The sequence below is a fragment of the Enterobacter sp. BWH64 genome (assembly GCF_001037645.1).
GTDB lineage: Bacteria > Pseudomonadota > Gammaproteobacteria > Enterobacterales > Enterobacteriaceae > Enterobacter > Enterobacter hormaechei_C.
This window is the reverse complement of sequence record NZ_KQ089922.1, coordinates 4,326,913-4,348,127: the sequence shown is the minus strand read 5'-3', so window position 1 is coordinate 4,348,127 and position 21,215 is coordinate 4,326,913. Positions and strand designations below refer to the sequence as shown.

The following is a 21,215-nucleotide window of genomic DNA, read 5'->3' as shown; positions in this document are numbered from 1 at the left end:
GTTCAGTTAAGAAAAGAAACCATAAAAACCACGGCAATAAATAAGGCGTAAATCACATTAAATAAAAGAAACCATTAAAACCATAGCGTCCATTAAAACTTCGCTTTTAATATGCCATCCCTCACATAAAGTAAGCCTTTGTGACTCTAAGCTGAACGCACAAAATAACTAAGGGGCTTATTATGAGCACAACTGACGATTCATTCTCTGTTACCCACGACCCGATTGATATTCAGCGGCCATCGCTCAAAGAGCGCTGGTGGCATATTATGGATACCTGGAAAATCGGCATTATTCCTCTGCCGCTGTTCGTTCTGGCGGGCGCGCTGATTGCGATTGATTGCCTGGGCGGAAAACTGCCGAGCGACATTGTGGTCATGGTGGCCACGCTGGCCTTCTTCGGCTTTGCCTGCGGTGAGTTCGGCAAACGCCTGCCGATTGTCGGCAAGCTCGGCGCGGCGGCAATTTGCGCCACCTTTATCCCTTCCGCGCTGGTCTATTACGGCCTGCTGCCGGACGTGGTGGTTGAGTCCACGACCAAATTCTATAAATCCACCAATATTCTCTACCTCTATATCTGCTGCATTATCGTCGGCAGCATCATGAGTATGAACCGCACCGTGCTGATCCAGGGCTTCCTGCGCATCTTCTTCCCGATGCTGTGCGGTGAAATCGTCGGCATGATTGTCGGCATGGGTGTTGGGCTGGCGCTGGGCCTCGAGCCGTTCCAGATCTTCTTCTTTATCATTCTGCCGATCATGGCGGGCGGCGTCGGGGAAGGGGCGATCCCGCTCTCTATCGGCTATGCCACCCTGCTGCATATGGATCAGGGCGTGGCGCTCGGCCGCGTGCTGCCGATGGTGATGCTCGGCGGCCTGACGGCGATCATTATCTCCGGTTGCCTCAACCAGCTCGGTAAACGCTACCCGCACCTGACCGGTGAAGGCCAGCTGATGCCGAATCGCGCCAACGCTGATGCCACTGTTTCCCAACCTGCGTTCTCCGGCAAAGCGGACGTGACGACAATCGCCTCGGGCGCGTTGCTGGCGGTGCTGCTGTACATGCTGGGCATGCTCGGTCACAAGCTGATTGGTCTGCCAGCGCCGGTGGGCATGTTGTTTATGGCGGTGCTGGTGAAGCTCTGCAACGGCGCCTCTCCGCGTCTGCTGGAGGGTTCCCAGGTGGTGTACAAATTCTTCCAGACCTCCGTGACCTACCCAATCCTCTTCGCTGTCGGCGTGGCGATTACCCCATGGCATGAACTGGTGGCGGCGTTCACCGTCAGCAACCTGCTGGTGATTGTCAGCACCGTTTCCGCGCTGGTGGCGACCGGATTCTTCGTTGGCAAAAAGATTGGTATGCACCCGATTGATGTCGCCATCGTCTCCTGCTGTCAGAGCGGGCAGGGTGGCACCGGTGACGTGGCGATCCTGACCGCAGGCAACCGCATGAGCCTGATGCCATTCGCCCAGATTGCTACCCGTATCGGCGGCGCGATTAACGTCTCTGTCTCACTGCTGATTCTGGGCAACTTCCTCGTTTAAGTTTTCAGGAAAGAACAATGAAACTCGCAAGCTTTTTATACCAGGGAAAACGCAGCTACGGCATCGTACAGGCCGAAGGCGTGATTGATTTGGGCCGCCGCCTGGGCGACCGCTATGGCGACCTTAAAGCGCTGTTGCAGGGGAACGGGCTAGCGCAGGCCACCCGTTTTCTGAACGACGCGGTGGATGTACCGCTGAACGCCATCACCTTCTTACCGGTGATTGTCCAGCCGGAAAAAATCCTCTGCGTGGGCATGAACTATGCCGACAAGCGCAAGGAGTTTGACCAGCACAACCCGGCCCCGACGCTGTTTGTCCGCTTCCCGGACTCACAGACCGGCCACAACGAGCCGGTGCTGAAGCCGCGCCACTCCAGCGAGTTCGACTACGAAGGCGAGCTGGCTGTGATCATCGGCAAAGGCGGGGAGAACATCAGCCGCGACGACGCCCTGCGCCACGTGGCGGGCTACAGCTGTTACATGGACGGCTCCGCCCGCGACTGGCAGCACACCTGGTTCACCGCCGGGAAAAACTGGCGGCAGACCGGGGCGTTCGGCCCGTGGATGGCGACGGCGGATGAGATCCCGGACCCGCACAGCCTGGCGATCCGCACCTGGCTGAACGGCCGCATGGTGCAGGAGGACAACACCAGCAGCATGATCCACAAGGTGGCGGAACTGATCGAGTATATCAGCACCTTCACCCGTCTCAGCCCGGGCGACGTGATCATCACCGGCTCGCCTGGTGGCGTGGGTAAAAAGCGCAACCCGCCGCTGTTTATGAAGGAGGGGGATCGCATTGAGGTGGAGATCGAGCATATCGGTCATCTGAGCAACGTGATCGTGGAAGCGCCAGCCGTCGGGCTCGCGGCAGCGCACTGAGTAAGGCGGCAGCATGCAATCGCAACCCATTGATTTTCGGCACACCGTTGTGGCGAAACACCCGGAACGCTTAAGCCAGATCCGCTACCTGCTGGCAGACAGCGGCCTTGGCCTGGACAACGACATCACGCTGTTTGTCGAAACCTGGTCCGGCGCGCAGCTGGTGGGTTGCGCCGGGCTGGCTGCCAACGTCATCAAATGCGTGGCGGTCAACGAGCAGCTTCGTGGGGAAAACCTCAGCGCGCGTCTGCTGGCAGAGGTGGAAAACGCGGCGCTGGAGCGCGGCCATTTTCACCTCTTCCTCTGCACCCGTCCGTGCAATAAGGAGCGCTTTGGCCGCAGCGGTTTCTGGCCGATTGCCCAGAGCGGGAACAACGCGGTGCTAATGGAGAACACTCCGCAGGGGATCGCGCGCTACTGCCGATCCCTGCGCGCGAAGCGCCGGTGTGGGGAAAAAACGGGCGCGATCGTGATGAACGCCAATCCCTTCACCCTCGGCCATCGTCATCTGGTGGAGCAGGCGGCGACGCAGTGCGATGCCCTGCATCTGTTTGTGGTGCGTGAAGACGCCTCGTTCTTCCCGTTCAGCGCGCGCATTGAGATGGTGCGTGCGGGCGTGGCGCATCTGCCGAACGTGGTGGTGCATGAAGGCTCGCAGTACATCATCTCCCGCGCCACCTTCCCGGCCTACTTCCTGAAGGAGACCGGCAAAGTGCAGCAGGCGTGGAGCGAGATCGACGTGCTGATCTTCCGGGACTATATCGCCCCGGCGCTGGGCATCACGCACCGCTTCATCGGCTCGGAGCCGTTCTGCGACATCACGCGGCAATACAACCAGACGCTGCACGACCTGCTGGCCTCGCACATCGACGTGGTGGAGATGCCGCGCATCAAAGCCACCGGCAACGCCATTTCGGCCTCGGAAGTGCGCCGTTTACTCAAGACACAGCAGTTTTCCCGGATCCGGGAGATTGTCCCGGACTCCACCTTCGCGCACCTCGAAGCACATTATCGTGCGAGTGCGGAAGTCGCATAACTATCAGGAATTTATCATGAATATTGTAAGGGAGGCGCTGGCCGGAACGCAGGAGTCCAGCGACCTGATGGTGAAAATCGCCCCCGCTCACGGTGAGCTGGAGATTGTCATCCACAGTGAAGTGATTAAGCAGTTTGGCGAGCAAATACGCCAGGTGGTCAACGACACATTGCGCGCCATGAACGTGCACCAGGGATTAATCATTATTGAAGACAAAGGGGCGCTGGACTGTGTGATCCGCGCTCGCCTGCAAAGCGCGCTTCTGCGTGCCGCCGATGAACAGGCCATCAACTGGGGGGCGCTGAAATGAGCAAACTCCGCCGCAGTATGCTGTTCCTGCCAGGCGCCAATGCCGCCATGCTCTCTACCGCCTTTATCTACCGCCCCGACTCCATCATGTTTGACCTTGAGGACGCCGTGGCCCTGCGCGAGAAAGACACCGCACGCATGCTGGTGTTCCACGCGTTGCAGCACCCAATGTATCAGGATATCGAAACCGTGGTGCGCATTAACCCGCTGAGCACGCCGTTTGGTCTGCTGGATCTGGAGGCCGCCGTGCGCGCGGGCGTGGACGTGATTCGCCTGCCGAAAACCGACACCCCGGACGATATTTACGAGCTGGAAGGCCACCTCGAGCGTATCGAGAAGGAGTGCGGGCGTGATGTGGGTTCCACCCGCGTGATGGCGGCGATTGAATCGGCCATTGGCGTCATCAACACCGTGGCGATTGCCCGCAGCTCCCCGCGCCTGATCGGCATCGCGCTGGCCGCCTTTGACTACGTGATGGACATGCAGACCGAGCGCGGCGACGGCACCGAGCTGTTCTATGCCCGCTGCGCCGTGCTGCACGCCGCACGCGCCGCCGGTATCGACGCCTTCGACGTGGTGTGGTCCGACGTTAACGACGAAGCCGGGTTCCTGCGCGAGGTCGACCTGATCCGCAAGATGGGCTTCAACGGCAAATCGCTGATTAACCCGCGCCAGATAGACCTGCTGCACAACGCCTACGCCCCGACTCAGGAAGAGGTGGATCACGCCAAAAGGGTGATTGAGGCGGCAGAAGAGGGCGAGCGTAACGGCCTGGGCGTGGTGTCGCTCAACGGAAAAATGGTGGATGCACCGATTATTAACCACGCGCAGGTGGTGCTGGAGCGCGCGGCGGCCTCTGGCGTGCGTCGGTAAGGATGACATAATGAATCAGACAGAACTTCTCCATGTAAATTTCCCCCATCTGCGGGATCTGAAACCCTTTGATACCGCCCACAGCGCGACGCCGTGGCTGGCGGACAGCGAGGCGAAGCACAGCCGCAAGCTCTGCGCCTCAATTGAAGAGGCGGTTAAGCGCAGCGGCTTGCAGGACGGGATGACCATCTCCTTCCACCATGCCTTTCGCGAAGGCGACCGGGTGATCAACACCGTCGTGGCGCTGCTGGCGCGGATGGGCTTCAAAAATCTGACCCTGGCTTCCAGCTCGCTGATGACCTGCAACGACGCGCTGATCGAGCATATCGAGAGTGGCGTCATCACCCGGATTTACACCTCCGGCATGCGCGGCAGGCTGGCGGATGCCATCTCCCACGGGCTGATGGACGAGCCGGTGCAAATTCACTCCCACGGCGGGCGCGTGAAGCTGCTCCAGGACGGCGAGCTGAATATCGACGTGGCGTTTCTCGGCGTGCCGTGCAGCGATGAGTTTGGCAACGCCAACGGGACGCACGGCAAATCCTGCTGCGGCTCGCTGGGCTACGCCATGGTGGATGCGCACTTTGCCCGTAAGGTGGTGCTGCTGACCGAAGCGCTGGTGCCATTCCCCAATATGCCCGCCAGCCTGGTGCAGGATCAGGTGGACTACATCGTGCAGGTGGAGAGCGTGGGCGACCCGGCGAAAATCAGCGTCGGCGCGGCGCGCGTCACCAGCAACCCGCGCGAGCTGATGATCGCCCGCTATGCGGCGGACGTGATTGAACACTCTGGCTATTTCAAACCAGGCTTCTCGATGCAGACCGGCTCCGGTGCAGCGGCCACCGCCTGCACCCGTTTTATGGAAGAGAAGATGGAGCGCGGCGGCGTGAAGGCGCGCTTCGCCCTTGGCGGCATCACCGGCAGCCTGGTGGATCTGCACGAGAAGGGGCTCATCGAAAAGCTGCTCGACACCCAGTGCTTTGACGGCCAGGCAGCGGCCTCGCTGGCGCGCAACCCGAACCACGTGGAGATCTCCACCAACGTCTACGCCAACCCCGGCAGCAAGGCGGCAAGCTGCGACCAGCTCGACGTGGTGATCCTCAGCGCCCTGGAAATCGACGTCGACTTTAACGTCAATGTCATCACCGGCTCCGATGGCGTGATGCGTGGCGCATCCGGCGGACACTGCGACGTGGCGGCGGCAGCCAACCTGACCATTGTGGTCGCGCCGCTGCTGCGAAGCCGCATCCCGACCGTCGTGAAGCGCGTTACCACCCGCCTCACGCCGGGGGAGAGCATTGACGTGCTGGTCACCGACCACGGTATTGCGGTCAACCCGGCGCGCCCGGAGATCCGCGAACGACTTATGGAAGCAGGGATGAAGGTTGTAGATATCAACGCGCTGTATGAGCGAGCGATTTCGTTGACAGGCGTACCGAAACCGATTGAGTTCACCGACAAAATCGTCGGGGTGATCCGCTACCGCGACGGCAGCGTGATCGACACCGTTCGACAGGTAAAGGAGGAAGTGTGACTATTGCGACACCCGTGCGGACGGGTGTCAGCCTGGACGAACTGCTGGCGGCGAAAGAGCGCCGCGCAGCGCGCCAGGCTGACATGCTTGCGCACTATCAACAACCGGTGATCTCCCTCACGCTGGTTACGCCCGGGGAAATCAAAGACAGCCTTCGCTATCGCAACACCATGGGCGTGGCGCTGCAAATGTGCGACCAGCTGCTGTGGGAAAACCGCTGGCAGGTGCTGGACCGTAAGGTGCTGTGGCTACCCACCGGACCTGAAGCCTTGTGGTGCATCGCGCATCCGGCGGCGGAAATTAAGGCGCACTGTGCAGAACTGGAGCAGACGCACCCACTCGGCAGGCTGTGGGATCTGGATGTGATCTGCCCTGAAAACGGCCACGTCGGGCGTCAGTCGCTGGGGGCGAATCTCAGACGCTGCCTGATCTGTGACGAGCCCGCCCACGCCTGTTCCCGTTCGCGCAATCACCCCGCTGAGCAGGTGGTTTCCCGCGTGGAGAAGATGATCGATGACTGGTTTGCTCGCGACTGAACCGCGCCCGGTTGATCTCCCTGCGCTTGCCGAAGCGGCGCTGTGGCAGGAGCTGGAGCTGACGCCAAAACCGGGGCTGGTGGACAGGCTCAATAACGGCTCCCATCGCGATATGGACCATGCCTTGTTTGTCCGCAGCATTATGGCGATTACGCCGTGGTTTGCCCGGTTTGCGGAACTGGGTGAAGCACATGCGGCCAAACCTGCCGATCGGCAGTTGCGGATTCTTCGCCCAATGGGAATGGCCTGCGAGCAGGCAATGTACGCCGCCACGGGCGGGGTAAATACCCACAAGGGCGGGATTTTTGCCCTCGGTTTGCTCTGCTTCGCCGCCGGGCGTGTGAAAAATATCTCTGCGGATAGCCTCTGTTGTGAGGTAAGTAACATCTGTCATGGGCTGGTGGCGAGGGAGCTGGCCGGGCGCAGTGGGCAGGCAACGGCGGGGGAGCGGCAGTTTCAGCTGTACGGTTTAACCGGCGCGCGTGGCGAGGCAGAAAGCGGCTTTGCCACGGTGCGTAAGGCTTTGGATGCGTGGAACGGTCAGTCGCTTCACGGCCTGCTGTTGCGCCTGATGGCGGTAAATCAGGACAGCAATCTCGTTTCGCGCGGCGGCATTGAGGGGCTGCGCTACGTTCAGGGCTACGCGCGGGAACTGCTGGCTAACGGCTGGGACTGCGAGGCGTTGCTGAAGATGGATAAGGCATTGATTGAACGCAACCTGAGCCCGGGCGGCAGCGCGGATTTGCTGTCGGTGGGGTGGGTGCTTTCTGGAATAAAATAGCCGGGTGGCGGCTACGCCTTACCCGGCCTACGGTCTGGTTTTCCAGGCCCGGTAAGCGCAGCGCCACCGGGCACAACAATCAATGCGCGATCGGCTGCGCACCGTGCGGCTCGCGCACGTGCTTGTACTTGAACAGCGCGATGAACGCGAAGAACAGCACCAGCGAGTACCCGGCGAAGATCAGCCACACTGGTTGCCAGTTGGTGATGCCGTTAGTGGTATACATCTCAACCACTTTGCCGCTCACCACGCCGCCCAGAATACAGCCGAAGCCGTTGGTCATCATCAGGAACATGCCCTGCGCACTGGCGCGGATTTCAGGCTTCACCTCTTTTTCCACAAACACCGAGCCGGAGATGTTGAAGAAGTCGAAGGCACAGCCGTAAACAATCATCGACAGAACCAGCAGCACGGTGCCGAACGCGCTCGGGTCGCCATAGGCGAACAGACCGAAGCGCAACATCCAGGCGGCGATACTGATCAGCATGACGTTCTTGATACCGTAGCGGCTCAGGAAGAACGGGATGGTCAGGATGAACAGCGTCTCGGAGATCTGCGAGATGGACATCATCACCGACGCGTGTTCGACGATAAAGCTCCCGGCAAACAGCGGATCGTTATCGAAGCTGTGCAGGAAGGTATTACCGAACATGTTGGTGATTTGCAGTTCCGCGCCCAGCAGCATGGAGAAGATAAAGAAGATCGCCATGCGCTTGTTTTTAAACAGTGCGAAGGCGTCCAGGCCAAGCATGGTGCTCCAGCTCTGGTTTTTCTGCTGATTAGATACCGGAATGGTGGGCAGTGTCAGGGTGAACAGCGCCAGCAGTACGGAGAGCGCCGCGCCGATGTAGAGCTGCATATGGCTCAGCTCGAAGCCCGCGAAGCTCACGCCCCACATCGCCATGATAAAGCCGATGGTGCCCCAGATACGGATTGGCGGGAAGTCGGTGACGATATCCAGACCGGCAGATTTCAGGCGATAGTAGGAGATGGTGTTGATCAGGCCAAGCGTTGGCATATAGGCCAGCGAGTTAAGCAGGATCACCATGAACATCGCCCCCGGCGTGGTCACTTCGGCCGCCATAAACAGCGTCCCCGCACCCACCAGGTGGCAAAGCATATACAGCCATTTCGCGCTTAGCCATTTATCCGCCACGATACCGAGCAGCGTTGGCATGAAGACAGCCGCAATACCCAGCGAGCTGTAAACGGCACCGATCGACGCACCATCGAACTTGAGCGTCACAAACATATAGGAGCCGAGTGTAGTCAGCCAGCTACCCCACAGGCAGAACTGCAGAAACGACAAGATTTTAAGCTGCAGCTTAAGGTTCATGTTACTTTCCTCACAAGTGAGCGGGAGATATGTTGTTTTGGGAACATTCAGGGTTGTTATTTGATGCAATTCTATCAGTTGGCAACGATATGTTTTGTTACCTCCCGCAAAAAAATGCAATCCACATTAATTTGCAGTCTGGATTGTGATGCAAATAGCATTTTCGTATGGGTGGGATGAGATGGGTGCGGTCTGATGTCCCCTCACCCTAACCCTCTCCCAGAGGGAGAGGGAACTTGAATACCCTCTCCCTCTGGGAGAGGGCAGGGTGAGGGGTAGTTTTCTAGCGGCGACGGTAGTTCTTCTGCGCCGTATTCACCTTATACAGATAGCGGCGTGATTCCGCAGACGGGTGGCGGGTGGTGAGGGTTGAGTAGACATCCCCCGGCGCCATGCTGTTGATGATGTTCGCGGCCTGCACTTTGTCATTTGAGAAGACGCGCAGCACGCTGCCCGCCCCGCCGTTATAGGCGGTGATCACCGCATAGCGGCGTGAGGTTGGGTTATCAATCCCGCCCAGGTAGACATTGTTCAGCATCGCCAGGTAGGCCGTACCGGTATCAATGTTGCTTTGCGGATCGAACAGGTAGCTGCGGCTCGGCGTGCCGGATTTCCCCTGTGCGCGGAACACGTCTTTACCGGCGCTGTGCTGTACAACCTGCATCAGCCCCAGCGCGTCGGAACGGCTTACCGCGTAGGGGTTGAACGAGGACTCGGTCTGCATAATCGCCAGGATCAGCGACTCATCCACGCCATACTTACGCGACGCCTGACGCACCATGCCCAGATACTTATGCGCACGCTTGTCGAGGTGGTTCGGCACCAGGTTGATCGTGACGCTGTAGATCACTTTCAGGCCGTTGGTGCGGCTTTTCAGGCGCGTTTGCAGCAGGTAGTCGGCAAATTTCGTGGCGCGGCCTTCCCAGCGGATCGGCTGACCGGTCTGGTCAACGACCTGGCCATACAGAAACGGCTCTTTGGAGATGGTGATGTCATCGGCATCAGAGTAGAGGTCGATAGACCCCGGATCGTCGCCCATCAGCAGGGTTTTGATGATGGCCTGACGTAAATGCGCCGCAGGTTCAGTCCCTGCGATGGTTTCAACCGTAATCGTACCGTCATCGAAGTTGATGTGGCTACGGGTCTGATAGGCGTCAGTGTACTTAACGTAGTCCTTCGGTCCGGCAATAAGAACTTCGTTAAATCCCCATATGTTCTCGATGTTGTGGGCAAACTGCCCCATCAAAATGTCAAAACCGTTGGTGTCCTTTACCCAGGCTTCGTTGTATTCATCGCCTTTTTTGGAAGAACAAGACACAAGCAACGGCGCAACAAGGGCTAGCGCTAAAAGTTTTTTCATCATTCCGGGAGTGCGTGTTGTGTTTGCTTTGGGGTTGCTGTTGCCGGGTGGCGCTGCGCTTACCCGGCCTACAAAACCGTAGGCCCGTGCAAGCGCAGCGCCGCCGGGCAGCAGCCGCAGAGTATTATTTTTCCGGTGGCGTATAGCCTTCGATATGGACGTCTTTACCCTCGAACAGGAAGTTCACCATCTCCTGCTCCAGCAGTTTGCGGTGTTCCGGGTTCATCATGCTGAGCTTTTTCTCGTTGATCAGCATGGTCTGCTTCTTCTGCCACTGTCCCCAGGCTTCTTTGGAGATCTCGTTGTAAATGCGCTTACCCAGGTCGCCCGGGTAGAGCTGGAAATCCTGGCCTTCAGCGTCGCGCTGTAGGAAAGTACAAAAAATGGTTCTGGCCATACTCATTCCTCTTTGTCTTGCCGATGCTAAACCATTGCACCGACACGTAATTGCTGTAACAGGCGCTCCACGGGAGCCGCCAGCCCGACTGATGGCGGTTGCGCTAAGTTATACCAGAGAGCGTTGCCTTCATCCATGCACGACGTGAATGAGGACACGGGAAGCCACATCGGCACAATATCCAGATGGAAATGGCTGAAGGTATGACGGAACGCGTTGAGTTGCGTCAGGGTATCGGCCGCAATGCCGCGCTGTTCAAGCCATGCCCGAAGCGAGGCTTCATCCTCAAACTGTGGGAAGCAGTATAGACCACCCCAGAGGCCACTCGGCGGGCGCTGAGCGAGAAATACCTCGTCGCCATGCTGCATCAGCAGCATGTACCCGGTGCGTTCAGGCAGTGTCTGCTTCGGTTTTTTCCCCGGATACTGCGCCCAGGTGTGGTTCGCATACGCCACGCAGAGGTTGTTTACCGGGCAGAGTTCGCACTTCGGTTTTGAACGGGTGCAGACCATCGCGCCCAGATCCATCATCGCCTGGTTAAAACGCTCCACTCCTTTCGCCGGAGTGACCGCTTCACTGATCTCCCACAGGCGTTTCTCAACCTCTTTCTTGCCCGGCCAGCCATCTACGGCGTAGCAGCGTGCGAGCACGCGCTTGACGTTGCCGTCGAGAATAGGGAAATGTTTGCCTAAAGAGAGGGAGAGGATTGCGCCTGCGGTTGAATGCCCGACGCCGGGCAAATCCGCCACCTCGTCAAAGGTCTCCGGGAATTTACCGTTGTGGCGGGTGGCGACCTGCTGTGCGGCTTTGTGCAGGTTGCGCGCGCGGGCGTAATAGCCGAGGCCGGTCCACAGGTGCAGTACCTCGTTCAGCGGCGCGTTGGCCAGATCGGTGATTGTCGGGAAGCGCGCCATAAAACGCTCGAAGTAAGGAATGACCGTCGCGACCTGCGTTTGTTGCAACATCACCTCAGAGAGCCATACTTTGTACGGCGTTTTTTCAATTTGCCAGGGCAGGGTTTTACGCCCGTATTTGTCGTACCAGTCCAGCACCTGGGCTGAAAATTGAGAGGCTTGCATGGTCATCGATTCGCTTAATCAGGGACGCAGATTGCAGCACAGCGTCAATCTGCTGTAAACCGGATCTTTCCCATGCTTGCATAGAAGCCTTAACTTTGGATAATGCCCGTTTCCCGAACATTCTCACAAGCAGACAACTCTTTTATGAAAAACGACGTCATTTCACCGGAATTTGATGAAAACGGTCGCCCGCTGCGCCGTATTCGCAGCTTTGTCCGCCGTCAGGGGCGCCTGACAAAAGGGCAGCAACACGCGCTGGACAACTACTGGCCGGTGATGGGCGTTGAGTTCAGCGAGCAACCGCTCGACTTCACCGACCTGTTTGGCCGCGACGCGCCAGTGACGCTGGAGATTGGTTTTGGCATGGGCACCTCGCTGGTGACCATGGCGAAAGCGCGCCCGGAGCAGAACTTCCTCGGTATCGAAGTACACTCGCCGGGCGTCGGCGCGTGCCTGGCAACGGCCCACGAAGAGGGCGTTGAGAACCTGCGCGTCATGTGTCACGACGCGGTGGAAGTGCTGCACAAAATGATTCCTGACAATTCTTTGAACATGGTTCAGCTCTTTTTCCCTGACCCATGGCACAAAGCGCGTCATAATAAACGCCGTATCGTTCAGGCACCGTTTGCCGAGCTGGTGAAAAGCAAGCTTAAGCTGGGCGGCGTCTTCCACATGGCGACCGACTGGGAACCTTATGCGGAACATATGCTGGAAGTGATGTCGTCCCTGGACGGGTATAAAAATCAGTCTGAAAGCAACGACTACGTACCGCGTCCGGATTCACGTCCGGTGACAAAATTTGAACAGCGTGGCCATCGTCTTGGTCACGGTGTATGGGACTTAATGTTCGAGAGGGTGAAATAATGGCAAAGAATCGTAGCCGTCGTCTGCGTAAAAAGATGCACATCGAAGAATTCCAGGAAGTGGGTTTCTCCGTTGCCTGGCGTTTCCCGGAAGGCACCAGCGTTGAGCAGATCGATCAGGACGTTGATGCATTCATCAACGAGGTGATCGAGCCAAACAAGCTGGCCTTCGACGGTAGCGGCTATCTGGCGTGGGAAGGTCTGATTTGCACCCAGGAAGTGGGGAAATGCACCGAAGAGCATCAGGCGCTGATACGCAAATGGCTTGAAGACCACAAACTGGAAGATGTCCGCGTTAGCGAACTTTTCGACGTTTGGTGGGACTAATAAAGCAAGAACGGGGCCAGCATTAGCTGGCCCATTTTGTCTGAGGGAGTGTTAAAGATGCGCAAAACGTTGCTGGCTGTTGCTTTACTGGCAATCGGAACCACCGCCCATGCGGAGTATAAATGTAGCGTCACCCCGCGTGATGACGTGGTGCTGAGTCCGCAAACCGTGCAGGTTAAGGGCGAGAATGGCAATCTGGTGATTACGCCGGATGGCAACGTGACCTTTAACGGCAAACCGCAAAACCTGACGGCCGCCCAGCGCGAGCAGGCGATGGACTACCAGGCCGAGTTGCGTACCGCGCTGCCCTGGATCAACGATGGCGCGCTGACCCGCGTTGAAAAGAGCCGCGTGGCGCTGGATAAAATCATCACCAAAGAGGTGGGGGAGAGCAGCAATATGCGCACCCGCCTGACGAAGCTGGATAAACAGCTGAAAGAGCAGATGAACCGTATTATCGAGACGCGCTCTGATGGCCTGACGTTCCACTATAAGGCGATCGATCAGGTGCGTGCCGACGGTCAGCAGCTGGTGAACCAGGCGATGGGCGGCATTCTCCAGGACAGCATCAACGAGATGGGCGCCAAAGCGGTGCTGAAGGGTGGCGGTAATCCGTTGCAGGGTGTACTGGGTAGCCTGGGCGGACTGCAAACCTCGATTCAGAACGAGTGGAAGAATCAGGAAGCCGATTTCCAGCAGTTCGGCAAAGACGTGTGTAAACGCGTGGTGTCGCTGGAAGACAGCCGGAAGGCGCTGGTGGGGACGCTGAAGTAACGCCTCTGCGCGCAGGACCCCTCACCCCGGCCCTCTCCCACAGGGAGAGGGAGTAACCAGTTCCCTCTCCCTGTGGGAGAGGGTTAGGGTGAGGGCATCAGGCATTGCAGTCGTTGAAGAATGATATTTAACACTTCATCTTCGTTAACGCGAAATTCATTATTCCAGAACCGTTCGACTTCCCAGCCGTTCGCATTCAAAAACTCGGTACGGTGAGAATCATACTTCTCTTTGCTCTGATGTTGCCCACCGTCCAGCTCAATAATCAGCTTCGCCTTAAAGCAGGCAAAATCCACGATATACGGCCCAACCGGCATCTGACGACGAAACTTATACCCGAAGAAACGACGACCTCTGAGCAAATACCAGAGGCGTACTTCTTCGGGTGTCATTTGTTTGCGGAGTTGTTTTGATTTTTCCATCCCCACACTCTGCCAGCCTTTCCCTCAGCCAGCAGAACGGGATGTAAAATTCTGAATCAGCCTTCAGGATTTTCAGCGAGGAACAGCTCAAGAAGGGAGTTTAAGAACAGCTTGCCGTGCTCGGTGATCTGCCAGGACTCATCACACTCGGTCAGATACCCCTGCGCCAGCGCCTCGTCAATCTGCGGACGAATCACTGACTCCGGCAGCCCGGTATAACGCGTAAATTCCGCGCGCGGTGCGGCTTCCAGCAGACGGAAGCGGTTCATAAAGAACTCAAACGGCTTATCCGCCGCCTCGACGTCGTGCTGACGCTCCAGGTAGCGGCCTTCCATATACCCGCGCGGGTGACGCGTTTTGGCGGTACGCAGAATGCGTCCGTCCGGGAAGGTCACTTTGCCATGTGCGCCGCAGCCAATTCCCAGATAATCACCAAAACGCCAGTAGTTCAGATTGTGCTGACACTGATAGCCCGGCTTCGCATACGCCGACGTTTCGTATTGCTGATACCCCGCCGCGGTCAAAAGCTGGTGGCCCTGCTCAAAGATATCCCACAGCGCGTCATCGTCCGGCAGCACCGGAGGACGGGAACCAAACAGGGTGTTAGGCTCAATGGTCAGTTGATACCACGACAGATGCGGCGGATTCAGTTCAATCGCCTGACGCAAATCGTCCAGCGCTTCTTCGAGCGACTGATCCGGCAGGCCATGCATCAGGTCGAGGTTAAAGCTGCGCAGCCCAAGCCCGGTCGCCAGGTTCGCCGCGCGCTTCGCCTCTTCCGGGCCGTGGATACGCCCCAGACGCTTCAGCTTTGGCTCGCTAAAGCTCTGCACGCCGATAGAGATACGGTTCACGCCCGCGCGTTGATACTCGACAAAACGATCGGCCTCAACGGTACCGGGGTTGGCTTCCATCGTAATTTCAGCATCCACTGCCAGGTTCAGGCGTGCGCGCACGCCATCCAGCAGCGTCTGCATCGCCGGGCCTGAAAGAAGGCTCGGTGTACCGCCACCAATAAAAATGGTCTTCACTTCACGTCCCTGTGCGTACGGTACATCAGCATCCAGATCGGCCAGCAGATGCGCGACGTAATCATCGTGCGGCACTTCGCCCTTCAGCGCGTGCGAGTTGAAATCGCAGTACGGGCATTTCTGCACGCACCATGGGATGTGAATATAAAGACTCAGAGGCGGCAAATTAGCCATTACGCAGTGCTTCCAGTAACAGTTTCAGGGCGCGTCCACGATGGGAGATCGCGCTTTTCTCTTCGCGGGTGAGTTCCGCAGCGGTTTTGCCCTCGGTCGGGACAAAGAAAATCGGGTCGTAACCAAAGCCGCCGTTGCCCGCCGCTTCACGGGTGATCACGCCCGGCCAGCTGCCGTGACAGACAATCGGCGTGGGATCTTCCGCGTGACGCATGTAGACCAGCACGCAGTGGAACTGCGCGGTACGCTGTTCGTCAGGGACGTCTTTCAGGGCCACAAGCAGCTTTTCCAGATTCTGCTGGTCGGTGGCGTCCACCCCGGAATAGCGGGCGGAGTAAATCCCCGGCGCACCGCCCAGAAAATCCACGGCCAGACCGGAGTCATCGGCTATCGCGGGCAGTCCGGTGATCTGCGCCGCATGGCGTGCTTTCAGAATGGCGTTTTCGATAAACGTCAGGCCGGTCTCTTCGGCGGAGTCCACGCCCAGCTCGGTCTGAGCGACCACGTCCAGCCCAAAATCATTTAATAGCGAGGCCAGCTCGCGCACTTTACCGGCGTTACCGGTGGCGAGAACAACTTTCTGCATGGTTTAGTCCTGTTCTTTCAGAGCCGCGACTTCCGTCGGGATAGATTGCGGGTTAAGGATTTTTACCTGTTTATGCCGGCCAAGTTCACCTTTCTCAATGATGACCTGGCTTTTAGCGACGCGAAACTGTTTAGCCAGATATTTGGTCAGATGCGCATTCGCCTGGCCGTCAACCGGCGGGGCAGTGATGGCGACTTTTAGCTCGTCGCCATGCAGCCCAACAATACTGTCGCGGCTGGCTTTCGGCTGAATGTACAGCCGCAAAACCAGCCCGTCGGCGCAGGGGCTAACTGCACTCATAACGCCATCCACAGCCCCGGCAGCAGCATATTACCCGTCGCCTGTAACAGTTCCGCGATACCCATATTCAGCACGTACAGCAGCAGAACGAGAAGCATCGGGGAGAAGTCGATTCCGCCCATTGCAGGCAGCAGGCTGCGAATCGGACGCAGCAACGGTTCGGTCAGCTGAATCAACGCGTACTCCACCGGGCTACGGCCCCGGCTTACCCAGCTCATGATCGCCATCACCAGCAGGACCCAGAAGATCAGCGAGCCGACGGTTTTAACCAGGATCAGAACGGCTGAAATCCAGATAATCGGCTGGAAAGTGATGACCATAAACAGCACGATCGCTTTGATAACGCTCAGAATAAACGCCATCAGCAGAGATGAACTGTCAATTGGCCCCATTGCCGGAATGACGCGGCGAAGCGGCCCCACAACGGGCTGCGTGATTTTCACGATAAATTGTGAGAATGGATTGTAAAAATCACAACGGACCCACTGCATCCAGACGCGCAACAGCAGCGCCATCGTATACAGTTCAATGACCGTTGAAAGCAGGAAAGTCAACGTCTTCATGGCGTTCCTCAGGTTTCCTTATTATTGGGGGTAATCGCGCGCACCGAAAATTGCCGTGCCGATGCGCACCATGGTGCTGCCTGCCGCGATGGCGGCTTCCATATCGTCCGACATGCCCAGAGAAAGCGTGTCTACCGTGTCATAGCGCGCCTTAAGCGCCTCAAATGCTACAGCCATTTGCTGTGCCACGGCAAACTGCCTTTCATAACTTGACTCTGGCGCCGGGATAGCCATCAGCCCGCGCAGGGTTAAACGCGGCAGCGCCGCCACGTCCGCCGCCAGCGCATCCAGTTCGCCCAGCGTAATGCCGGACTTGCTGTTTTCATCACTGATGTTGATTTGAATCAGCACGTTAATCGCTGGCATCTCCGCCGGGCGCTGGTCGCTCAGACGGGTAGCGATGCGCAGACGATCGATGGTGTGGCACCAGTCAAAGTGCTCTGCTACCAGACGGCTTTTGTTCGACTGTAGCGGACCGATAAAGTGCCATTGCAGGTCTGTATTTCCCCGTTCCCGGAAAGCGCGAATTTTATCCACGCCTTCCTGCACATAGTTTTCACCAAAGGCACGATGACCGGCGGCTATCGCTTCTGCGATGGCGCTCGCAGGCTTGGTTTTGCTGACTGCAAGCAACGTAATTTCTTCTGGAGCACGGCCGCAACGCGTTGCCGCGGCTGAGATTTTGTCCCGGACCTGTGCCAGGTTATGCGCAATGTCGTTCATTTTCCGAGGAGTAGTCTATGGATGTGGAAGAAATTGTGGCCCTTAGTGTAAAGCATAACGTCTCGGATCTACACCTGTGCAGTGATTCGCCACCGCGCTGGCGCAGGTCAGGCCGTCTTGAACCTGCGCCGTTTCCGCCCCCGGATGTGGAGGCGTTATTAAAAGCGTGGCTCAACGACGAACAGCAGGGCGCATGGTGGGCAAACGGGCAAGTGGATTTTGCCGTTACCCTCGCAGGCCGTCAGCGGCTGCGCGGCAGTGCGTTTAAGCATATGCTCGGCGTTTCGATTGCGCTGCGGCTGTTGCCGCTGACGTGCCCGCAGCTCTCTGCGCTAGGTGTGCCGCGAGCGATCCCGGAACTACTGTCCAATGACAATGGCCTGATTCTGGTCACCGGCGCCACCGGCAGTGGGAAATCGACCACCCTGGCCGCTATGGTCGATTTCCTCAATCACCATACGGACGGGCATATTCTGACCCTGGAAGATCCGGTGGAGTTTATGTACCAGAGCGAACGTTGCCTGATCCAGCAGCGGGAGATAGGCCAGCACAGCCCGTCCTTTGCCGAGGCGCTGCGCAGCGCGCTGCGTGAAGATCCGGATGTGATTCTGCTTGGTGAGCTGCGCGACAGCGAGACGATACGCCTGGCGCTGACGGCGGCGGAAACCGGCCATCTGGTGTTAGCCACGCTGCACACGCGCGGCGCGGCGCAGGCGATCGAGCGCCTGGTCGACACCTTTCCGGCGCAGGAGAAAGATCCGGTGCGTAATCAGCTGGCGGGAAGCCTGCGTGCGGTCCTGGCGCAGAAGCTACGTCAGGATGTCCAGGGCGGGCGCGTGGCGCTGTATGAGCTACTGGTGAATACCTCGGCGGCGGCAAACCTGATCCGCGAAGGCAAAACCTGGCAACTGCCGGGCATTATTCAAACGGGGCAGCAGGCGGGAATGCAGAACTTTGAGCAGAGTCTGGCGGAGCGACGGGCGCAGGGGCGGCTGTAGCCCCGGCGCTCAGTAACCCTGTTCGAAATAGCTTTCGAGAATAATGACGGCTGAAGCTGAATCCACGCTGCCTTTGTTCAGCGCCCGGAAGCCACCGTGCTCGAACAGGCCAGCGCGTGCCTCGACGGTGCTCAAACGTTCATCGTGCAGCTTAACGGAGACGCCAAAGCGGCCATGGATTTTGTTCGCGAACTTGCGCGCGCGGGCGGTAAGCGGTTGCTCGGTGCCGTCCATGTTTAGCGGCAGGCCGACAATCACGTCGTCCGGCTGCCACTCTTTGAGCAAGCGCTCAATAAGGTTCCAGTCCGGCGTGCCGTCGTTAGCTTTCAGCGCCGTGAGCGGGCGAGCGGTGCCGGTGATCCGTTGACCCACAGCGACGCCGATGCTTTTGGTGCCGAAGTCGAAGGCGAGAAGGGTGCCGCTCATTACGCGTGCCCCGCAACGCCAGGCATGGTCAGAATATCAATGCCAATCAGTTTTGCCGCGTCACGCCAGCGATCGGCGATAGGGGTTTTAAACAGGATATTCATATCCGCAGGGGCTGTCAGCCAGGCGTTGTCCAGAATTTCTTGTTCCAGCTGCCCTTTTTCCCAGGAGGCGTAGCCGAGCGCAACCAGCACCTCAGAAGGCTGACTGGCAGTGCCTAGCGTTTCAAGCACGTCGCGAGAGGTGGTGACGACGGTGTTATCGGAGATACGAATGCTGGACGAGAAAACCGGCGGGGTATGCAGGATAAAACCACGATCTTCTGCAAGCGGGCCGCCGAGCATCACCGGTTTATCGAGACGGATTTCCGGCAGCCGCGCTTCAGCAGGGATTTTCAACTTGTCCAGAATGCCTTCCACCTGGAGGTTTTCCAGCGGCTTATTGATGATAATCCCCATCGCGCCGTCTTCGTTGTATTCGCAAATATAGACCACGGAGCGGCGGAAAATCGGATCCTGGAGAGCAGGCATGGCAATAAGAAAGTGATGCTGTAAATTCATTGTCAGAGGTACTGTTTCCTGGTTTAAAAAGCGACAGCGCCCAGTATGGGGATAAACACAGGCGCTGTCACAGGTTATTTCTGTAAACGTTTTTCGATAGCGTCCATCAGCATTCCGGTGATCGAGATCGGGAATTCCGCTTCGATTTCACGAATGCAGGTCGGGCTGGTGACGTTCACTTCGGTCAGACGATCGCCGATGATATCGAGGCCGACGAAGATCAGGCCTTTGGCTTTCAGCGTAGGGCCGACGCGGCGGGCAATTTCCCAGTCGCTTTCGCTTAACGGACGCGGTTCGCCACGGCCGCCAGCCGCCAGGTTGCCACGGGTTTCCCCTCCCTGCGGGATACGCGCCAGGCAGTAAGGCACCGGCTCGCCGTCTACGACCAGCACACGCTTGTCGCCGTCTTTAATGGCCGGAAGATAGTTCTGCGCCATGCAGTAGCGGGTTCCCAGCTCGGTCAGCGTTTCGGCAATCACGCCAATGTTCGGATCGCCCTCTTTCACGCGGAAGATCGACGCGCCACCCATGCCGTCCAGCGGTTTCATGATGATGTCGCCGTGCTTCTGCCAGAATTCTTTCAGCTGCGTTTTGCTGCGGGTGACGAGCGTTTCCGGCGTCAGGTCAGAGAACCATGCGGTATAGAGCTTCTCGTTGCAGTCGCGCAGGCTCTGCGGCTTGTTGACGATCAGCGTTCCTTTCTCTTCGGCACGCTCAAGGATATAGGTGGCGTAAATATATTCGGTGTCGAACGGCGGATCTTTACGCATCAGGATCACGTTAAGGTCGGCCAGGGCAATATCCTGCTCGGTACCGAATTCGTACCATTTTTCGTAGTTCTGCTCGACGTTAACGATGCGGGTGCGTGCGCGGGCTTCACCGTTGATCAGGTAAAGATCGTTCATCTCCATATAGTGGAGTTCATAGCCGCGACGCTGCGCTTCCAGCAGCATAGCGAAGCTGGAGTCTTTCTTGATGTTAATGTTTGCGATGGGGTCCATCACGATGCCGAGCTTAATCATCTTCTTCTCCGGTTATGGGTCAGGCTTTGCTTCAACCCAGATCGCCAAATCGCACCTGTAGCGCGGTAATGGCGGTGAGTGCCGTTGTCTCAGTGCGCAGAACGCGAGGTCCCAACAGAATATCAGTAAACTGGTAACGCGCCGTCATGGCAATTTCGTCAGCCGACAGGCCGCCTTCCGGGCCAATCAGCAGGCGTACACGCTCAACGGGCAGCGGCAGCGTATTGATGCTGGCGCTGGCGCGCGGATGAAGATTGAGCTTAAGCCCGCTTTCCTCTTCTGCACACCAGTCCTTCAGATCCATCGCCGGGCGGATCTCAGGGATACGGTTGCGGCCGCTCTGTTCGCAGGCCGCAATGGCAATTTTTTGCCACTGCTGGATCTTTTTGTTCAGACGTTCCGCATCCAGTTTAACGCCGCAGCGCTCAGAAAAAAGTGGCGTAATGAGGCTTACACCCAGTTCAATGGATTTCTGAATGGTGAACTCCATCTTTTCCCCACGCGACATCACCTGGCCCAGGTGAATGTGCAGCGGGGATTCCCGGTCGTCCACGTCGCCACGCAGCACCTTCACGTGCACGCTTTTTTTATCGGCGCGCGTAATTTCAGCGTCGAAAACCTGATTAGAGCCGTCAAAGAGCTGAATCGCCTGGCCTGCCCCCATGCGCAGCACGCGACCTACATGGTTTGCGGCATCATCAGACAGGGCGATTTCGCCGCCTGGGGTAATCAGTTCAGGGTGATAGATGCGAGGGATGCGCATAGTCAGAAATTCCATGT

Annotated in this window: 26 protein-coding genes; 12 read left to right on the top strand and 14 right to left on the bottom strand. The window is 58.0% G+C overall.

Features of this window, described 5'->3' with window-relative positions:
• The first annotated feature begins 182 nt into the window (after positions 1-182).
• Genes SK50_RS20710 through citG form a run of 8 tightly spaced genes read left to right on the top strand, consistent with a single transcriptional unit; the run spans position 183 to position 7,494 of the window.
• The gene (locus tag SK50_RS20710; RefSeq protein ID WP_015571852.1) at positions 183-1,544 is read left to right on the top strand and encodes a 2-hydroxycarboxylate transporter family protein; all 1,362 of its coding nucleotides are present in this window, start codon (positions 183-185) and stop codon (positions 1,542-1,544) included.
• 17 nt (positions 1,545-1,561) lie between these two features.
• Positions 1,562-2,425, top strand: coding sequence for a fumarylacetoacetate hydrolase family protein (locus SK50_RS20705; protein ID WP_015571851.1), 864 nt, complete (start codon positions 1,562-1,564; stop codon positions 2,423-2,425).
• Positions 2,426-2,438: 13 nt separating this feature from the next.
• Positions 2,439-3,461, top strand: a complete 1,023-nt coding sequence (gene citC / locus SK50_RS20700) for a [citrate (pro-3S)-lyase] ligase (protein WP_045343984.1) — start codon at positions 2,439-2,441, stop codon at positions 3,459-3,461.
• A gap of 16 nt (positions 3,462-3,477) precedes the next feature.
• Complete coding sequence (citD, locus tag SK50_RS20695; RefSeq protein ID WP_017382935.1) at positions 3,478-3,771, top strand: citrate lyase acyl carrier protein; 294 nt, start codon at positions 3,478-3,480, stop codon at positions 3,769-3,771.
• Complete coding sequence (gene citE, locus SK50_RS20690; RefSeq protein ID WP_023304411.1) at positions 3,768-4,643, top strand: citrate (pro-3S)-lyase subunit beta; 876 nt, start codon at positions 3,768-3,770, stop codon at positions 4,641-4,643. The genes citD and citE overlap by 4 nt, the downstream gene beginning before the upstream one ends.
• A gap of 10 nt (positions 4,644-4,653) precedes the next feature.
• Positions 4,654-6,177: a citrate lyase subunit alpha gene (gene citF, locus SK50_RS20685; RefSeq protein WP_048229884.1), complete on the top strand. Its 1,524-nt coding sequence runs from the start codon at positions 4,654-4,656 to the stop codon at positions 6,175-6,177.
• Entirely contained in the window at positions 6,174-6,713 is a 540-nt protein-coding gene (gene citX / locus SK50_RS20680; protein ID WP_022651835.1) for a citrate lyase holo-[acyl-carrier protein] synthase, read from the top strand. The genes citF and citX overlap by 4 nt, the downstream gene beginning before the upstream one ends.
• A complete protein-coding gene (gene citG, locus SK50_RS20675) occupies positions 6,691-7,494 on the top strand; it encodes a triphosphoribosyl-dephospho-CoA synthase CitG (RefSeq protein ID WP_023304409.1) in 804 nt (267 codons plus the stop codon). The genes citX and citG overlap by 23 nt, the downstream gene beginning before the upstream one ends.
• Positions 7,495-7,573: 79 nt before the next feature.
• Here the strand turns inward: citG and SK50_RS20670 are convergent, their stop codons facing one another.
• The 4 genes from SK50_RS20670 to mutY all read right to left on the bottom strand — a co-directional run bounded on the left by SK50_RS20670 (position 7,574) and on the right by mutY (position 11,666).
• Positions 7,574-8,830: a nucleoside permease gene (locus SK50_RS20670; RefSeq protein ID WP_015571846.1), complete on the bottom strand. Its 1,257-nt coding sequence runs from the start codon at positions 8,828-8,830 to the stop codon at positions 7,574-7,576.
• 283 nt (positions 8,831-9,113) lie between these two features.
• A complete protein-coding gene (gene mltC, locus SK50_RS20665; RefSeq protein WP_017382930.1) occupies positions 9,114-10,190 on the bottom strand; it encodes a membrane-bound lytic murein transglycosylase MltC in 1,077 nt (358 codons plus the stop codon).
• A 124-nt stretch (positions 10,191-10,314) separates the two neighbouring features.
• Positions 10,315-10,587: an oxidative damage protection protein gene (locus SK50_RS20660; RefSeq protein WP_003862425.1), complete on the bottom strand. Its 273-nt coding sequence runs from the start codon at positions 10,585-10,587 to the stop codon at positions 10,315-10,317.
• 26 nt (positions 10,588-10,613) lie between these two features.
• Positions 10,614-11,666 carry an A/G-specific adenine glycosylase gene (gene mutY / locus SK50_RS20655; RefSeq protein WP_181010113.1) on the bottom strand — a complete coding sequence of 351 codons (1,053 nt, stop codon included), beginning with the start codon at positions 11,664-11,666 and terminating at the stop codon, positions 10,614-10,616.
• 144 nt (positions 11,667-11,810) lie between these two features.
• Here mutY and trmB point away from each other — a divergent pair, with 144 nt between their 5' ends.
• Genes trmB through SK50_RS20640 form a run of 3 tightly spaced genes read left to right on the top strand, consistent with a single transcriptional unit; the run spans position 11,811 to position 13,630 of the window.
• On the top strand, positions 11,811-12,530 hold the full coding sequence (trmB, locus tag SK50_RS20650) for a tRNA (guanosine(46)-N7)-methyltransferase TrmB (RefSeq protein ID WP_015571843.1): 720 nt from the start codon (positions 11,811-11,813) through the stop codon (positions 12,528-12,530).
• Positions 12,530-12,856, top strand: a complete 327-nt coding sequence (locus tag SK50_RS20645; protein ID WP_023304407.1) for a YggL family protein — start codon at positions 12,530-12,532, stop codon at positions 12,854-12,856. The genes trmB and SK50_RS20645 overlap by 1 nt, the downstream gene beginning before the upstream one ends.
• Before the next feature lie 57 nt (positions 12,857-12,913).
• Entirely contained in the window at positions 12,914-13,630 is a 717-nt protein-coding gene (locus SK50_RS20640) for a YggN family protein (RefSeq protein WP_015571842.1), read from the top strand.
• 83 nt (positions 13,631-13,713) lie between these two features.
• Here the strand turns inward: SK50_RS20640 and SK50_RS20635 are convergent, their stop codons facing one another.
• From SK50_RS20635 to SK50_RS20610, 6 genes are read right to left on the bottom strand one after another with little or no spacing between them, the layout of a single operon-like run.
• The gene (locus tag SK50_RS20635) at positions 13,714-14,052 is read right to left on the bottom strand and encodes an endonuclease domain-containing protein (RefSeq protein WP_045343980.1); all 339 of its coding nucleotides are present in this window, start codon (positions 14,050-14,052) and stop codon (positions 13,714-13,716) included.
• Between the two features lie 56 nt (positions 14,053-14,108).
• Positions 14,109-15,257, bottom strand: a complete 1,149-nt coding sequence (hemW, locus tag SK50_RS20630) for a radical SAM family heme chaperone HemW (RefSeq protein WP_045343978.1) — start codon at positions 15,255-15,257, stop codon at positions 14,109-14,111.
• Positions 15,250-15,843: an XTP/dITP diphosphatase gene (locus tag SK50_RS20625; protein WP_015571839.1), complete on the bottom strand. Its 594-nt coding sequence runs from the start codon at positions 15,841-15,843 to the stop codon at positions 15,250-15,252. Before SK50_RS20625 ends, hemW begins: the two co-directional genes overlap by 8 nt.
• Before the next feature lie 3 nt (positions 15,844-15,846).
• The gene (gene yggU, locus SK50_RS20620; RefSeq protein WP_023304404.1) at positions 15,847-16,143 is read right to left on the bottom strand and encodes a DUF167 family protein YggU; all 297 of its coding nucleotides are present in this window, start codon (positions 16,141-16,143) and stop codon (positions 15,847-15,849) included.
• On the bottom strand, positions 16,140-16,706 hold the full coding sequence (locus SK50_RS20615) for a YggT family protein (protein WP_045343976.1): 567 nt from the start codon (positions 16,704-16,706) through the stop codon (positions 16,140-16,142). The genes yggU and SK50_RS20615 overlap by 4 nt, the downstream gene beginning before the upstream one ends.
• 21 nt (positions 16,707-16,727) lie before the next feature.
• Entirely contained in the window at positions 16,728-17,429 is a 702-nt protein-coding gene (locus tag SK50_RS20610; RefSeq protein WP_017382925.1) for a YggS family pyridoxal phosphate-dependent enzyme, read from the bottom strand.
• Between the two features lie 17 nt (positions 17,430-17,446).
• Here SK50_RS20610 and SK50_RS20605 point away from each other — a divergent pair, with 17 nt between their 5' ends.
• A complete protein-coding gene (locus tag SK50_RS20605; protein WP_032669250.1) occupies positions 17,447-18,427 on the top strand; it encodes a type IV pilus twitching motility protein PilT in 981 nt (326 codons plus the stop codon).
• A gap of 9 nt (positions 18,428-18,436) precedes the next feature.
• Here SK50_RS20605 and ruvX read toward each other — a convergent pair whose 3' ends face one another.
• The 4 genes from ruvX to rsmE all read right to left on the bottom strand — a co-directional run bounded on the left by ruvX (position 18,437) and on the right by rsmE (position 21,198).
• Positions 18,437-18,853, bottom strand: coding sequence for a Holliday junction resolvase RuvX (gene ruvX / locus SK50_RS20600; protein ID WP_006811925.1), 417 nt, complete (start codon positions 18,851-18,853; stop codon positions 18,437-18,439).
• On the bottom strand, positions 18,853-19,413 hold the full coding sequence (locus tag SK50_RS20595; protein ID WP_006811924.1) for a YqgE/AlgH family protein: 561 nt from the start codon (positions 19,411-19,413) through the stop codon (positions 18,853-18,855). Before SK50_RS20595 ends, ruvX begins: the two co-directional genes overlap by 1 nt.
• 74 nt (positions 19,414-19,487) lie before the next feature.
• On the bottom strand, positions 19,488-20,435 hold the full coding sequence (gene gshB / locus SK50_RS20590; protein WP_015571835.1) for a glutathione synthase: 948 nt from the start codon (positions 20,433-20,435) through the stop codon (positions 19,488-19,490).
• Positions 20,436-20,466: 31 nt separating this feature from the next.
• Positions 20,467-21,198, bottom strand: coding sequence for a 16S rRNA (uracil(1498)-N(3))-methyltransferase (rsmE, locus tag SK50_RS20585; RefSeq protein ID WP_045343973.1), 732 nt, complete (start codon positions 21,196-21,198; stop codon positions 20,467-20,469).
• Positions 21,199-21,215: the final 17 nt, after the last annotated feature.